The organism is Cardinium endosymbiont cBtQ1 of Bemisia tabaci (genome assembly GCF_000689375.1).
GTDB lineage: Bacteria > Bacteroidota > Bacteroidia > Cytophagales > Amoebophilaceae > Cardinium.
Map to the genome: position 1 here is coordinate 535,707 of NZ_CBQZ010000001.1, position 16,283 is coordinate 551,989.

The following is a 16,283-nucleotide window of genomic DNA, read 5'->3' on the forward strand; positions in this document are numbered from 1 at the left end:
AATATTTTACTGTTTGTAATTTTTTATGTAGATTTGACTACTTTTATGTAGATTTGATTAACAGGTTTTTTATTATACGATGAAGTACAATAGGAAGGCCCTGGTACGAGGTTTTTTCTGTTGGCGCTATAATCTAAATAAACTTGCGCAAATGCTTTTGATAGGTTTAAGTATACTGCTGATCGCTTCTTTTCTAGGGGCTCGGTTACAAGGTTTAAGTTTGAGTATGCTGGGCGGATTGGGTGTAGGGTTGTTTATGGTGGTTTCAAATGCGACACCAGCAGATCCTCCTTTTCAAATCACACTCTGTATTGCTTCAGTAGTGGCTGCAGTAGGTACGATAGAAGCTGCAGGTGGGTTGAGCTACTTGGTGCAACTGGCTGAATCCTGTATCAGAAAACATCCACGTAGCATCCTATATATTAGCCCTATAGTCACTTATGTGATTACTTTTTTTGGAGGGACCAACCACATCGCTTATTCTATTCTTCCTGTTATTGCAGAAGTTTCTAAAGAAATAGGTATTCGTCCGGAGCGTCCTTTATCTCTTTCCGTTATTGCGGCTCTGCATGGTGCACTGGCGAGCCCTATTTCTGCTATAATGGTTATTTTAAGCGGATTTTTAAGTGCGTCTGCCATCAACCTAGTCACCATCTTAAAGGTTATCATACCTTCCACAATGGGTGGGGTACTGATGGCCACATGGGTTACCAGTCTACTCAGTAAAGCAATGCCAGCTTCCTCAATGGTTGGCACAAAGGCAACAGCTCCTTCCCTCCCTCCTACTGTTGTGGCGCGAAGCGCCAACCGTGCAAAGCTTTCAATTGGCTGTTTCTTACTGGGCAGCTTAACAATTGTGTTGCTAGATGCTATACAATCCTTACGCCCTTCTTGGGAGGTAAATGGTGTAAAGGTGCTGTTGCCATCTGCTTATATTATGCCCTTGGTGATGTTATCTACTGCTGCATTTATTATGTTATTGTGCGGGATTTCACCTAAATCTATTACGGAGGGTAAAGCATTTTCTGCTGGCATACAAGGGATGTTAGCCCTTCTAGGGGTTGCTTGGTTAAGCAGTACATTTGTAGAAAATAATAAACCTATATTACTTCATCTTATCTCGAGTTATTTTGGTAAACCCTGGCAGTTTTTTATTATTCTAGTCTTTATGGCTGCTATCATGGGTAGCTCTGCTGCCACGATTAAGGCTGTATTTCCACTAGGTATCGCATTAGGGATTCCTCCTAAGATATTATTGGCCTCTGCTGCAGCGGTAAATGGTGTCTTTATCATTCCCATTTACCCAACAATGCTGGCCGCTATACATTTAGATACTACAGGCAGCACCCGGGTGGGCAAATTCCTTTTTAACCACAGTTTTATGTTACCAGGTTTGGTCTCGCTTGCTGGTGCAATTGGCATTGGATTCTTAATGGTCTATATTGGGGTAGCTGGCTTGTAATCTAACGATATTTATTGGATGTATGATGTCTACAATTGGATGGGGTATGCTGCTTATGGTGCTGATCGCAAGTCTGTACTTAGGTGGGGTTTCCCTTGGCTTACTGAGTGGATTGGTCTTGGGTTTTTTAACTTGTTGGATACAACCTGTTTCCCCTCCTAATAACCTGATGCTCTTACAGGCTACTTGGTTGCTTCTGATGGCTACATTGGAAGCAACTGGGTTTTTTTACCTAATGACAAACAAATGGAAGATTTTTGTAGGGAAGATGAACAACCATTATGGGACTTTAATAGCGCTATTTTGCTATGGATTGGTTTTTTTAACAGGCGATAAAGCATGGTTATATAGATGGGTAGGCGATCCAAATCCCCTACATAAAGGCAAGGCCCAGCTACTTTTTCCCATTGTAGTTGCTGGACATATGGCCTTATTGGCTAGTCCTTTATCGATATCAGGCATACTCCTTATAATAGTGGCAGGCAACAATGGATTACCCATACTAAATTTAGTAGGAATGATTGCCACCCTAGGCATTGGCATAACAGCAACCAGTAGTTGGGTTGCTTACCTTATACCCAATAAATGGCTTAGCAAGCTATATGGATGGTTGAATGGCCTTGCTAAGGACGAGGTTGCAGCACAATCAAAAAATAAAATAGAACTGCTCCTTTTCCTTTTAGTAGTGGCTGAACTACTATTTTTAGGTATAGCGCCTAACCCCAATGGATCCACCCAGTTCAGTAGCATTCAAAAGATTTTTCCAGTTAAATTCCCTATATTTTTTGCTTTAGTAATGCTTTCAACGGCAGCTGTAGCTATGTTAGGGTTTAAGATAAAGCCTGCTAAAATTTTACAAAGCAATCGATTCAAACTAGGCATTCAACAACTATTTATCTTTTTAGGATTAACTTGGTTGGTAGACAGCTTACTAAGCCATGACAAAATGTATTGGATAAAAATGTGGTGGGATGGTAGGATCCACTATGGTTTTTATCTAGCAGCAGTCTTGTATATGCTTTTGATAGATGTTTCTATTATCATTTGGCTTTTTAGTACACCATTGATAGAACGGGATGATCCGATTGCAATACTTGCCCTATGGCTTGTGGCAGTCCATAGCTTAGCGCCTATCAGGTTTTGGATGAGCCATATGATAAAAGGGTATAAAAATAAGCAGATAGAAAGGTAAACAAATAACCGATAGCATCTTATCGTTAGGCTTTAACTTATGGATATAAAAAATTTATTTGGTGCAATGAACGAAGTTCAGGCAAAAATGGAAGGGGTTAAAAAACAGTTGGACCAGCTTACCGTAACCAAAGAAACAGGTGCTGGACTGGTTCAGGTAACGGTGAATGGGAGTAAAAAGGTATGCGCTATTTCAATAGATGAAAAGCTACTTAATAAAACAGATCGGCAAATGGTCCAAGACCTTATAATAGGTGCGGTCAACTTAGCGTTGGAAGAAGTAGACCATAAAATCCAAGCAGTCATACAAGAACATGCAGCCATGCTATAGGCGCAACGAAATACCCCATTTGCCAACTGTTGCGATTGTAGTTTTGAATTACAATGGGTTATCATTGCTAAAAGCATATTTGCCTACGCTGTTGCTGTATAACCATGGCCATAAGATCATAGTAGTAGACAATGGCTCTACAGATGGCTCAGTAGATTACCTACGCAACCATTTTCCAACGGTAACATGTATGGTCCATGGTGGAAATTATGGCGTAGCAAAAGGGTATAATCTGGCCCTAAAGCAGATTAAAGCCACCTACTATGTACTATTGAATAATGACCTCTTGGTTACAGCAAACTGGTTAACAGAGATGTTGACCCTTATGGAGCATGACCCTGCCATTGGGTTTTGTCAACCTAAAATATTGTCGCTTCAAAGACCAGATCAATTTGATTATGCCGGTGGAGCAGGTGGCTTTATAGATGTGTATGGTTATCCTTTTTGTCGAGGAAGGATTTTCAATCATATTGAAAAAGATAGTGGACAATACGATGATACCAGAGCCATTTTTTGGGCCAGTGGTGCATGTCTATTGGTACGGGCCAAAGCTTTCCATACATTAGGGGGCTTTGATGAGCTATTTTTTGCCCACTTTGAGGAAATTGATCTTTGCTGGCGTGCACATATTGCTGGTTGGAAGGTCTATTGCTGTGGTAGCAGTACCGTTTATCATTTAGGGGGGGCTACATTAGCTTATCAGAGTCCACGCAAAACCTACTTCAATTTTAGAAATAGGTTATTGATCTTGGACAAGTATCATCCAGGTCGTTTGATGGATACCATAAGAAATATAGCTTTGAATCTATTGGCGATTTTTAGGATGTGGTATCTGGGAAAGTTCACACATAGCTGGGCCATCGTGCAAGCACAAATGGATTTTTTCAAACTTAAAAAGAAAAGCAACCCAAAATTTTCTTCACCCTACTTGGCTAACATATATAAAAGAAGTATGGTTATTGATTTTTTTACCAAAAAAAAGAAACGGTTTTCTGAAATTACCCCTGATCAGTTTACATAAAGTGGTTGGACAAACCTTTAGCCAATATACCCTGCCAACTGTGCCATACGATTGACTGTTTTTAATCAAATATAGAAGATTGTAAGGCATTTTTAGCTATTTTTAACTTCCATTTATCTTTCTAACTTACCATTATGATACCATTGAACGACTACACTTTTATATACTTTATAGGGATAGGTGGCATAGGCATGAGTGGCTTGGCACGGTTATTGGCCAAGCAAGGGTATCAAGTTTTTGGATATGATCGCCAGCCATCTGCAATGGTATTACAACTTAGAAAGGAAGGTATAACGATTCACTGTGAGGATAGGCCGGCTGCTATTCCTGAAGTTATTTGCCACCACCCCAACCAAACCTTAGTTATTTATACACCGGCTATACCGATGGATAGTCCTATTTTAAACTATTTTAAAGCCACTGGTTATAAACTGCAATCACGTGCAGAAGTCCTTGGACTTATTTCTAGGCCATTTACCACGATAGCAGTGGCTGGTACACATGGTAAAACGACTACTTCAGCTATGATTGCCCATATACTTTACCAAAGCAGTATACCAATGATTGGCTTTGTGGGAGGCATCATGGAGCAATATGATACCAATTTATTACATAACAGTTCATTAGATGGCGTCAAGCTAATGGTAATAGAAGCGGATGAGTTTAACCAATCTTTTCTCCATCTCAAACCCACTTTTACTATTGTTACTGCCGCAGACGCAGATCACCCAGAAACCTATGCTACACCGGCAGCTATGGAAGCTAATTTTATAAAATTTATTCAACACAACCAGAAAAGGCTGCTTATACAAAATAGAGTTGCAGATCAGTTAAAAATATGGGAACATTATACAAAACCTTTTCTAACCTATGGATTAAATAGCGGAGGTATTGTGGCTAGTAAGGTAACTATGAGATCCCATCAAACTGTTTTCGATTACTTAGGATATGGTATCCATATTTCCAATGTAGTTTTGCCTATGTCCGGATGGTATAACATTGAAAATGCATTAGCAGCCATTACAATCTGTTTAGAACTTGGTATAACAGCCGCCCAAATCCATAGCGCTATTGGCTCTTTTCCTGGCATAAAAAGGCGATTTTCGGTTGTTTGCAACCATCCATCCTATCTACTTATAGATGACTATGCCCACCATCCTGTAGAAATTAGTGCTTTGCTTGATTCAGTAAAAAAGATTTATCCCAACAGTACCATAACAGCTATTTTTCAACCCCATCTATTCTCACGTACCAAGGCTTTTTATAAAGCATTTGCTACGAGTTTAAGTTTGGCAGATCAAGTTTTTATATTACCCATCTACCCGGCCAGAGAGGCGCCTATGCCAGGGATAACCGCACAACTTATATTTGACGAACTAACCTGTACAAGAAAAGCTTTAGTAACGATGGATGGCTTACTTACTCAACTAGCTGCTTCCCCTATTAGGGAACATCAAATCATCCTTACCATTGGTGCTGGAGATATAGGCGCATCGGTTTCAGCCATAGCTGCTGCCTTAGAAGGTGCGCTCTGCTTTGCTTTACAAAACGGTTAAATAGTATAAGTCAAGCTTACCCATGCTTGTTCATAGCTGCTATAATGCGCCATGAAACTGTAATCTACACATATTTGCATAGAAGGAACTGGTCTTTAAAAGCATCTTATGGGGGCCATTGGCAATTATTTTACCGCTATTAAATACCAATAGTCGATCCATTGCCGCCAAAACCGATAGTCTATGGGCAATCGCAATAATGGTTTTATCGACCATAATGGTAGAAAGGTTTTGTTGTATTTCATTTTCAGTAATGGCATCCAATGCGGAAGTCGCCTCATCTAAGACTAGAATAGGCGCATTTTTTAATATAGCACGGGCAATAGCAATGCGTTGACGCTGCCCACCTGAAAGGGTTGATCCTCTTTCTCCAACTAAAGTATGGTACCCTTTTGCTAGATGGATAATAAACGCATGACACTTTGCTTTTTTAGCGGCATCCACCACTTCATCATCTGTTGCTTCGCTACGTCCATAACGAATATTTTCTAAAATACTTTGATGAAAAAGGGTAGTATCTTGGGGTATAACAGAAATAGCAGCACGCAGTGATGCTTGGGTAACGGTGGAGATGTCTTGCCCATCAATGGTAATTACACCTTTATCAAGGTCAAAAAACCTGAGTAATAAATGGATAAAAGTAGTTTTTCCACTACCGGATAAACCTACTAATCCTACTTTTTCACCAGACGCTATAGCAATGGTTTGATTCTGGAACATAGGGTTATCTGGCCCATAAGAAAAAGAAACGTTTTGAAATGCAATAGCAGCTGACTGACATTTAAGTACAGAGGCGTTGGGTGCATCTAGTACAGCATGTTCTTTTTGTAATAATTTTAAAGCTTGTTGACAATAGCCAATTTCTTCAAGAAAATCAGGGAATTCTGCTACAGATACCCAAACCAAATTACAAATATTATTACCAGCATAAAAAATGTAGGTGACTTCAGCAATAGAAAGCTTACCGAGTTGCCAATAATGGATCACATAAGCGATCATTCCTATGCCCATAAAGCCTATAGAAAGGCCACTAATGATAAAATGTAGGCGCATGATCAGCCTTAAGGCGTTTTCATGTGCTTGCTTTTCTGCTGCCTGTGGGGCCAATAAATGAATTGTTTCTTGATTTTTAGGTGCAAAAAGTTTTATGCTTAATATATTGGTAAAGCCATCTACTATACTACCAGACAAGCGGCTTACCTTTTCTGCATGTAACGCTACACCATGGCTGCACTTTTTTGAAAAAAATAAGTAAGTGGCGGTATGGAGGATGAGCCAAACCATTAATACGCTACCAAAGGTCGGATGTATATAGGTAAAAGAGATGACACCCGCCAAGGTAGTGCAAAATGTAGGCAAAAATGAAGAAATAACAATCATCATGACTTGACTGATGCCATCGGTTAAGTCATTGATCCGTTTTATCAAATCACCAGAAAAATGGGCTGTAAAAAACTGGTAGGAATGGCCTTGCAAATGGCGTACAATCCATGTACGTATTTTTACCTCAAAATCAGGAATAGTTTTGACTTTCATATAGTCAAATAGACGAAATAAAAGCTCTATTAGTCCAATGATCCCTAACAAAAGGATCAATGGACCAGCCAACTTTATCCAGCTATCTGTTCTATTTTTGTCTAATGCGGTAAGTCGTGTGACAAGTATTTTAAAGGCATAGGGAACGACCAAATTATCGAGTACAAAACAGATTCGAAAACAAGCCATGGCTATGAAATGCCATTTGAATGGCGCTACAAAATGTAGGATAAAGATTTTTAGATTTTTAGTAATGGGATGCATGGATGAAAAAGGGTATGGAGGATGGCATTGGGTATAATGAGATGGGCAACCATGTGCCGGAATAGCAAACTATTGTAACACTGCATGTACAAGACTAAGGGCAAAGAAAAGGACCAATACAACCTTTTATAAAGATAAATTAGCTGGAGAATAGATAAAAAAGTGCTTATAGAAGCACTTTTTCAAACCAGCTGTATAAAAAACTCCCTTCTAAGGCAGATATTTATCCAAAGAGGACTGAATTTGGGTAATAGGGAGATTCCCTACCAGACGATCTACCTGTTTGCCTTGATGAAACAACAACAGAGTAGGTATGGTACTGATAAAATACCTGGCAGGCATTTGACTATTTTCACTGATATTAAGCTTAGCAACCAATGCTTTACCTTTATAGATGGCAGCAATCTCTTCTATGACAGGGGCAAGTTGTAGGCAAGGTGCGCACCAAGGTGCCCAAAAGTCAACTAAAACAAGTTTATGCTGACTGATTACTTTATCAAATTGCTCATCTATAATATCTATTGTATGATGGTCCATAAATTAAAATAGTCTTAATGAAAGGGCATTACCCAGAAGTTATACGCCATTAAAGGAAATTTAAAAAAATCTCTTATCATACACAAACGCTTTCCTTGCTGCTTGCAATGCAGCTGGTATACCTGCGGGATTATTGCCCTTAGCGGTTGCAAAGAAGGGAGTTCCTCCTCCTTTACCGTCAATAAGGGGGGCTATGGATTGCATCATCTGATGGGCATGGTTGTATGGCAGCAATGGATCGGATACCGATAGGACCAGATGGGCTTGTTGTTCAAATCTAGCGGCCAATAGGACAAATATTTGTCCATATTGGGCTTTATAGTGCAAGGCAATCTGTTGCAAAGCATGGGGATGGGGTGGTTGGATGGTTTGAATGAGTAGGTAGCGGTCACCGACTTGTTCCAACTGGTGGGAGAGTTGTTGGATGATTTGTTGAACAGCTTGGGCTTGATGGCCCATCAACTGCTTCTGGAGCTGTTTTTTTTCATGGAGCAACTTAGCTACTGCTTGTAGGAGGTCTTTGGGGTGGTGGAGCAGATTTGCTATTCCGTTTAAAGTAGCGGATTGCTGGGTTACGAAATGGTAGGCATTATGGGCGGTTAGGGCTTCTATTCTGCGTATGCCTGTACCTATAGCGGTTTCATGGATGATCTTAAAAAAGCCAATTTGTCCGGTATGGGCTACATGAGTCCCGCCACAGAGCTCTATGGAGAAAGTGGGATCAAAGGTAATGACGCGTACGGTTGGACCATATTTTTCACGAAATAGGGCTTGTGCGCCCATGGCTTTGGCTGCAGCGAGTGGAAGGCCACGTTGTTCTATACAGGGTATATTGGCTCTGATTTTTTGGTTTACCATGGCTTCAACGGCTTCTATTTGTGTGGTAGACAACTTGGTAGGATGGGCAAAATCAAAGCGCAATAGGTTAGGTGTCACCAAGGAGCCTTTTTGGACAACATGGTCCCCTACTATTTGTTGTAAGGCAGCCTGTAAAAGATGGGTGGCGGTATGGTTGTTGGCGGCTAGGGTACGTTGGATGGGATCTACCTCTGCTACTACAGGTAGCTCCAACTGAGCAGGCAACTGGTCAACGGTATGGAGGATTAAGCCATGTTCTTTTTGTACATCTACCACTGGAATAGACTCTGAACCACATCGGATCACCCCTGTATCGGCTACTTGCCCCCCCCCTGCTGGATAAAAAGGGGTAACGGCCAATACCAATTGATAGGCGGTACCTGCTTTATTGGTAAAGGTACGCCATTGTACAATAGCGGTGGTAACTGCCAATTGATCATAGCCAACAAAAGAGGGGTCATCAGATGGATGGACCACTTGCCAATCGCCTTGGGAGAGCGCGGCATCTTTTTGTGCACGTGCTTTTTGGGCTTGGAGTGCTTGCTGGAAGCCGGCTTCATCTACCATCAGTCCTTTCTCTTTGGCCATCAGTAAAGTTAGATCTAAAGGGAAGCCATAGGTATCGTAGAGTTCAAAAGCTACGCGGCCCTCTATGACCCCTTGGTGGATCTTGCTTGGATCTAGGTGGTTGAAGCGGTGCAACCCCGTTCCTAATGTTTTTAAGAAGGCTGCTTCTTCTGCTTGAATAAGTTGTGCGATATAGCCTTGTTGGTGGGTTAGGTTGGGATAAACGCCTTCCATTTGTGCAGCTAAAACAGCCACCAATTGATGGATAAAAGGTTCTTTTATAGCCAAGTGGCTATAGCCATAGCGAATGGCCCTACGCAAAATACGGCGGATCACATAACCAGCTTTGGCATGTGCAGGGGGTTGGCCATCGGCAATGGCAAAGGCTACTGCACGGAGGTGGTCTGCAATGACCCGCATGGCTACTGCAATGGTGGTACTTTGGTGGTAGCTTTTACCAGCAATCTGTGCTATTCTTTGGATCAATGGGGTAAAAATATCGGTATCGTAGTTGGATGTTTTGCCTTGTAAGACCATAGCCAATCGCTCTAACCCCATACCGGTATCAATGTGTTTATGGGGCAAGTCAACCAATTTTCCGGAAGCTTGCCGGTTGTATTGCATAAATACCAAATTCCAAATCTCTATGACTTGAGGATGGCCTGTATTGACCAATTCGGCAGCGGGTAGCGCCTTACGTTCGCCATCAGAACGGATATCCAAATGGATTTCAGAACAGGGTCCACAGGGGCCTTGTGCCCCCATTTCCCAAAAATTATCTGCTTTGTCAAAGGAAAGAATATGGTCAGCAGGAAGGTATTGGCCCCAAAGGGAATCGGCTTCATGGTCTTTGGGCAGGCCATCTTGGGAGTCTCCTCCAAATATGGTGGCATAGATGCGTTCCTTAGGGAGGTGATAGACGGCTGTTAGGAGTTCCCATGCCCAGGCGATGGCCTCTTCTTTGAAATAATCTCCAAAGGACCAATTGCCCAACATTTCAAAGAGGGTATGGTGGTAGGTATCGACGCCTACTTCTTCAAGGTCATTGTGTTTACCGGAAACGCGTAAACAGGGCTGTACCGTAACCACACGAGGGGTATCAATAGGTTGGTTGCCCAAAAGGATATCCTTAAAGGGATTCATTCCGGCATTGACAAAAAACAAAGAGGGGTCATCTTTGTTGACAATAGGAACTCCAGATTGATGTTGGTGGCTTTTTTGTATAAAAAATTGGAGGAATTTTTCTCTAATGGATTTAGATTGCATGGGTTAAATGGTTTCACTTTCTGCGCCATACGGGTCACTGGTATGGGCTTAAGACTTTTTTTGATCTACAATGGGTAAAAAAACTGCTGGATAAAACAAATATAAAGAGAATATATGAATTATTTTTATGTACTTGGGTGAAGAGGAAGGAGATAGGGGGAACGGGTTATATAACAAATATAAGATTTTATTGTCTCACTTTGGGAGAAAAACCCCGCACTTGCAGTGCGTCGTTTCAACATATTTGGCAATTAAAGGTTCAATTTTATAAAAAAGTAATCTGTTTGTAAAAAATTCTAGTACTTTTACAGATCAACTGATCAAGGATTATGTTGATAGACATGAATAAATAGAAGATCAACTTGGAGACTTTCAAGTCGAAAACTAGCTGTGGCTAAGGCATTCATGCCGTAATCTTAAGCCCTGTATTTGCAATGCAGGGTGAGTTAACTTTTTTAAGCTAAATATAAAAAAATCAGGGAACTAGCTTTTGCTAGTTCCCTGATTGGGAAGATTATATAATATTAACTTATTATTTTTTAGTCTATTTCATTTGATATGATTGCTTGATTTTATTGATTTGATCAATCTCTTCAGCTTTTAATCCATCTATTTGCTTTAAATCATCCTCAGTTATATTTTCTTTTTTGTCTAAAAGAGGAGCAATGCTTGTTAGAAGAATTGACCCAAGTTTATTGGATTGTATTTCATAGACCTTACGAACATTTTCAATATCAAATGTACCACTTTTAACCTTGCTGGCAATATCAGCATACGTTCTATTTGCATTACTATGCTTATTCTTTAATTTGTCATGAACATAGTCCAGACTCGATTTAATAACCCCAGTTACCATCGTAGGACAAGCTTTACCATCTTCTGCAAGTTTAACAACTGCTTTATCTGCTAAACTGTCTGCATGTGATTTAATCATACCCTGAAGGGTACTTTTAGTGACATCTAGGAATTTGTCGGTATAGGTATTGCATCTGTCTATGATTTTTTTAGAAAAAGATATACAAAATCGTTGATTAAAATCTGCATCTGAAGATTCTAATTCGTTCTTCTTATCAGCCAAAACTGAAATTTTTTCAATTTTTGGGATAAGAACGGTGGACAGGTCATCAGATTGATCAGCACTTACGCCAAGCATCTTCAAAATATTAATGCAAACATCTTTTAATGCAGGAGCCTCATCTAACACATTAGAAGCTGGTAAGACTTTAGAGTAAAGGTCTTTTAAGTTAGGGATGACAAAAAGATCTTTTAGATCACCTTGAGCGTCTATATGTTGATACAACATATCTGCAAGCTCAGCCTCAGATTTATCTACCCACTTTTTGAAATTAACATCAATACCTTTCAAAACTATAGTATTGTTTTTATCGCATGTTAATTGCAAGAAGTCGTATGCAGTATTTCCTCTAAACAAAGTAAATAAAAGGGTACCAAATGATATGTCACTGTCTTTTACACCGTTGTGACCAAATTGACCAGCACCCTTATCGAACACCTTGCCTATAGAAGAATCTTCTTCATCGTTGACATATTTTACAAAATGATCCTGCTGGTATCTATTCTCCAAAGTACCATTAAGAAGTGGCGGAACATAAGGAAGCTTACCCTCATTGCCTTGTAGTACCAATAAACTGTTTGGGTCTTCACCTAGGCCAGATCCCCGGGAACCTATAGAGCTTGGATCGGATGACGTATTTACCTTACAAGCCTCGTCCTGTTTCTTATTTTTAATGCAGACAGAAAACTGTTTACTTAAAATCGTTGGGATTCCATAAGATTTTCCAATTGCGGCACTACTTCCTCTTAGTTTTCCTTTTTTATCAAGATCAGTCAAAAATCTAGCTAACTGACTTCCATCTAATAATTTCGCACTAGATGCGTCACTAAATTTAGTGCTAGCCTTAAATTTAGTTAACCCTTGTTGCAAAGTTAGCGATAAAGGATCAAGAGCCTTTTCTTTTAATTCTTTAAGTCCAGCATCCCCCTCACCTTGATCAATTTTTTCCCACATCTGGCTAGCAATATTGGCAAGGTTGTTACGAACAAGAGGAATCTCATTTATAGCCAATGCAAAGGCACGAGGTCGCTCCCTAATATAATTGTCAGGAACAGAGGCCAAAGCAGCTATATTTTCTCTCAAATCTATTGGATAGGCACTAGCGTTTTTAACAAAACTACCAGTTAATCTCTTAACCAACTCTAAAATATTTGTTTTGCTATAGTCATTATCAGATAAGGATAAAACATGTGGCTGATTAGGGGATTGACTTTGCTTAGCAAGAGGCAAATAATCTAAGCCTAAAGCACGAAAAAATATTTTTATAATTTCTTTATTTGCTGCTATGAAACCCGGATTACTCGTTGTTTTCATACCACTACCTTTAGCGCCCTCTCCCTCAGCACCTTGCTCCGTATTCTTTGTTGTATCTTCTCCAGCTTTTTCATTTTTATCTTTGTTACAATTGCTGCCCAATAATACACCAGCTAATAACAAACTAGACAAAGACGGAATTTTATTTCCAATTTTTTTATAAACCATTTTAACTTAATTTGATTGTTAATTATTTAATTTAACTAAATATGTTAAACACGTAATAGTACGTTACTGCAACAGGCCTCTGTACAATTATAATATATAATCATATATTATCCAAACAGGGTAGATGAACTAAGGCTGATCTGTAGCATATATAGCATTACACCAAAACCGTTCAAAAAAATATTTGCTATAGCAATTATAATATAAAAAATAATACCATGCAACTATTTGTTACATTTTTTGTTTTAAATAATGGGCGGTATGGTTGTCGTTTTGCTGGATCAATGCTTCGGGGCTACCGGTAAATACCACTTTACCGCCTTGCTGGCCTCCATCGGGGCCTAGGTCAATAAGCCAATCGGCGCTTTTGATGACATCGATATGGTGTTCAATGACAACTGCAGTATGGCCTTGGGCGATTAAGGCTTGAATCGCTTCCAATAATTGGGCTACGTCGTGCATATGGAGGCCAGTGGTGGGCTCGTCAAATATAAACAATAGGGGCTGATCGGTTAATTCTTTTTCTAGATAATAGGCCAATTTAAGCCGCTGCGCTTCTCCTCCACTTAGGGAACTAGAAGATTGCCCCAATTGGATATACCCCAACCCTACTTTTTGTAAAGCTTTTAATTTATGTGCAATTAGGGGTTGATCGGCAAAAAAAAGCAATGCTTCGTCTACGGTCATGGTGAGTACTTGGACAATGGTTTGGCCAGAATAGGTCACTTCAGCTATTTCAGCTTTAAATCGACTGCCTTTGCAACGGCCACAGGGTAGGTAAATGTCTGCCATAAATTGCATGTCTATCTTTTCCTGGCCTTCCCCTCGACAGTCGGGACATTGCCCTTTTTCGGAGTTAAAAGAAAAATGGCCGGATTGATAGTGGCGGGAACGGGCGGTGGTGGTTTGGGCAAAAAGGTCTCGAATGGGGTCATAGAGGCCTAAATAGGTGGCGGGGTTGGAACGGGAGGATTTGCCCAATGGATTTTGGTGGACCAACTCTACGCCGTGAATGGCGGCTAGATCGCCTGCTAATAGGGTGGATGGAAGGGCGGACTGCACCAAAAAGGCTGGGGGCTTGGTGAGGTGTTGCACCAAAGCAGGATAAAGGACTTCTTTGATTAGGGTGGATTTACCTGACCCACTGACGCCTGTGACGACGGTTAATACTGCTAGGGGAATGGTGACACTTACCTGCTGTAGGTTATGTAAGGTGGCGTTTTGGATATGTAGCGCATGGTGCCAGGTGCGTCTGCGACTGGGCAATGGAATGGCAGCGGTGCCATTGAGGTATTGTGCGGTATGGGTGGTGGCTTGCTGCAAGGCTGGAAAGGAACCTTGAAAAACCAATCTGCCTCCAGCGGAACCTGCTTGAGGGCCTATCTCAATAAGGGTATCAGCGGCACGCATGACCAATTCTTCATGCTCTACGACTACAACGGTGTTGCCTTGATTTTTTAAATTTAAGAGCAATGCGACCAACTGATCGGTATCGCGGGGATGGAGGCCAATGGTGGGTTCATCTAGAATGTAAATGGTGCCAAAAAGGGGACTGCCTAATGCAGTGGCCAATTTAATGCGTTGATGTTCTCCGCCAGATAGGGTGGCAATGGGTCTACTGAGGGTTAAATAGGTTAAGCCAACTTGGGCCATATAATGGAGCCTGTTTTTGATTTCTACTACGATTCTTTCGGCAATGGCTGCTTGGTGTGGGGTAAGGGATAATCGATCAAAAAAAGGGATTAAGTCGTGAATGGGCATCAATAATAGATCGACCATGGAATGGTTATCGATTTTAACATAATGGGCATCTGGGCGTAGACGGCTGCCTCGGCAGGCTAAACAGGTGGTTTTGCCGCGGTAACGGGATAGCAAAACGCGGTATTGTATTTTATCGGTTTGGGTCGCGCAAAAGTCAAAAAATCGATCAATACCTATAAAATCGCCCTGTCCTTGCCATAGCAGTTTTTGTTGGTCTGGGGTCAAGCGGCTATAAGGGAGGTCAATGGGAAAATGAAGGGCTTCATGGGTGGCCAAAAGGGGGGCCAACCACTTACGCATAATGGGGCCACTCCAGGGGGAAATGGCTCCTTCTACTACGGAAAGAGCTGGGTTGGGTACCACTTTAGAGGGGTCTATGCCGATCAACTGCCCGAGGCCTGAACAGCTTTTACAAGCGCCATGGGGGGTGTTAAAACTAAAAAAGGAAAGGGTAGGTAGGGTAAAAGTGATGCCGTCTAATTCAAATCGATCTGAAAAAGATTTTTGCGCCCCTCCCATGAGCGCTACTACCAGATGGCCCATGCCTTCAAAAAAGGCGGTTTGAACAGAATCTGCTATTCTATAGGAATAGGTCTGATCGGTTTTGGTGACGATCAGACGGTCTACCAGGCCATAAATGGGTTGGTCTAAGGAGAGAAAAGTATTGCCTGCCAATAGCTCTTCTATCCAAAAAAGGGCATTCCCTTGCACGACTCTGGTAAATCCTTTCCCTTGTTCGACTTTTAACTTTTGGACTAAGGTAACTTGGTCGGCTACTACTATGGGATAGAGGATCCATACTTTGGTACCATCTGGCTGTTGTTGAATGTAGTCTACTACATTGGAAACGTTATCTTTTTTGACTGGTTCTCCACTGATGGGAGAATAGGTTGTGCCGATACGGCCATAGAGTAAGCTAAGGTAATCACAAAGCTCTGTAAGGGTACCTACGGTAGAACGGGGATTTTTATTGGCCACATTTTGACGAATGGCAATAGCTGGAGAAAGGCCTTGAATGGCATCCACTGGAGGCTTTTCCATTTTACCTAGAAACTGGCGGGCATAGGCGCTGACGCTCTCTATGTACATACGCTGGGCTTCTACAAAAAGGGTATCTAAGACCAAAGAGGATTTACCAGAACCAGATAATCCTGTAACGACTACGAGCTGGTTGCGTGGAATGGCTACATTTACTTTTTTGAGGTTATGTATGCTAGCGCCCTTTATAATAATAAAATCTTTGGGACTAAGCTGATCTAAGTCTAATGAATGGCAGTGCATAAATGGTATATGGTATGGAATAGCCTCTAATCATAGAGGGAAACGATGGGGTGATGGCTATGGATAGGTCCCATTATATCTTTATTGGGGAAATA

Annotated in this window: 10 protein-coding genes; 5 read left to right on the plus strand and 5 right to left on the minus strand. The window is 41.1% G+C overall.

All coding sequences use genetic code 11. The annotated features are described in order from the left end of the window. Positions 1-151 precede the first annotated feature (151 nt). The 5 genes from CHV_RS02455 (at position 152) to murC (ending at position 5,561) form a co-directional block, all read left to right on the plus strand. Complete coding sequence (locus CHV_RS02455; protein WP_034577124.1) at positions 152-1,462, plus strand: anaerobic C4-dicarboxylate transporter family protein; 1,311 nt, start codon at positions 152-154, stop codon at positions 1,460-1,462. 22 nt (positions 1,463-1,484) lie between these two features. Then, a complete protein-coding gene (locus CHV_RS02460) occupies positions 1,485-2,654 on the plus strand; it encodes an anaerobic C4-dicarboxylate transporter family protein (RefSeq protein WP_084303088.1) in 1,170 nt (389 codons plus the stop codon). A gap of 39 nt (positions 2,655-2,693) precedes the next feature. After that, positions 2,694-2,984 carry a YbaB/EbfC family nucleoid-associated protein gene (locus CHV_RS02465; RefSeq protein WP_034576907.1) on the plus strand — a complete coding sequence of 97 codons (291 nt, stop codon included), beginning with the start codon at positions 2,694-2,696 and terminating at the stop codon, positions 2,982-2,984. Beyond that, complete coding sequence (locus tag CHV_RS02470) at positions 2,968-4,005, plus strand: glycosyltransferase family 2 protein (RefSeq protein ID WP_051602167.1); 1,038 nt, start codon at positions 2,968-2,970, stop codon at positions 4,003-4,005. The genes CHV_RS02465 and CHV_RS02470 overlap by 17 nt, the downstream gene beginning before the upstream one ends. Positions 4,006-4,139: 134 nt before the next feature. Continuing rightward, positions 4,140-5,561 (plus strand): UDP-N-acetylmuramate--L-alanine ligase, encoded by a 1,422-nt coding sequence (gene murC, locus CHV_RS02475; protein ID WP_034576909.1) that lies wholly within the window; start codon positions 4,140-4,142, stop codon positions 5,559-5,561. Positions 5,562-5,600: 39 nt separating this feature from the next. Here the strand turns inward: murC and CHV_RS02480 are convergent, their stop codons facing one another. The 5 genes from CHV_RS02480 to uvrA all read right to left on the minus strand — a co-directional run bounded on the left by CHV_RS02480 (position 5,601) and on the right by uvrA (position 16,188). Then, positions 5,601-7,286 carry an ABC transporter ATP-binding protein gene (locus CHV_RS02480; protein WP_165393819.1) on the minus strand — a complete coding sequence of 562 codons (1,686 nt, stop codon included), beginning with the start codon at positions 7,284-7,286 and terminating at the stop codon, positions 5,601-5,603. 285 nt (positions 7,287-7,571) lie between these two features. Further along, a complete protein-coding gene (gene trxA / locus CHV_RS02485) occupies positions 7,572-7,898 on the minus strand; it encodes a thioredoxin (RefSeq protein ID WP_034576911.1) in 327 nt (108 codons plus the stop codon). A 60-nt stretch (positions 7,899-7,958) separates the two neighbouring features. After that, positions 7,959-10,589, minus strand: a complete 2,631-nt coding sequence (gene alaS, locus CHV_RS02490; RefSeq protein ID WP_034576912.1) for an alanine--tRNA ligase — start codon at positions 10,587-10,589, stop codon at positions 7,959-7,961. A 544-nt stretch (positions 10,590-11,133) separates the two neighbouring features. Continuing rightward, positions 11,134-13,146: a hypothetical protein gene (locus CHV_RS02495; protein ID WP_034576914.1), complete on the minus strand. Its 2,013-nt coding sequence runs from the start codon at positions 13,144-13,146 to the stop codon at positions 11,134-11,136. Positions 13,147-13,377: 231 nt separating this feature from the next. Next, on the minus strand, positions 13,378-16,188 hold the full coding sequence (gene uvrA, locus CHV_RS02500) for an excinuclease ABC subunit UvrA (protein WP_034576915.1): 2,811 nt from the start codon (positions 16,186-16,188) through the stop codon (positions 13,378-13,380). Positions 16,189-16,283: the final 95 nt, after the last annotated feature.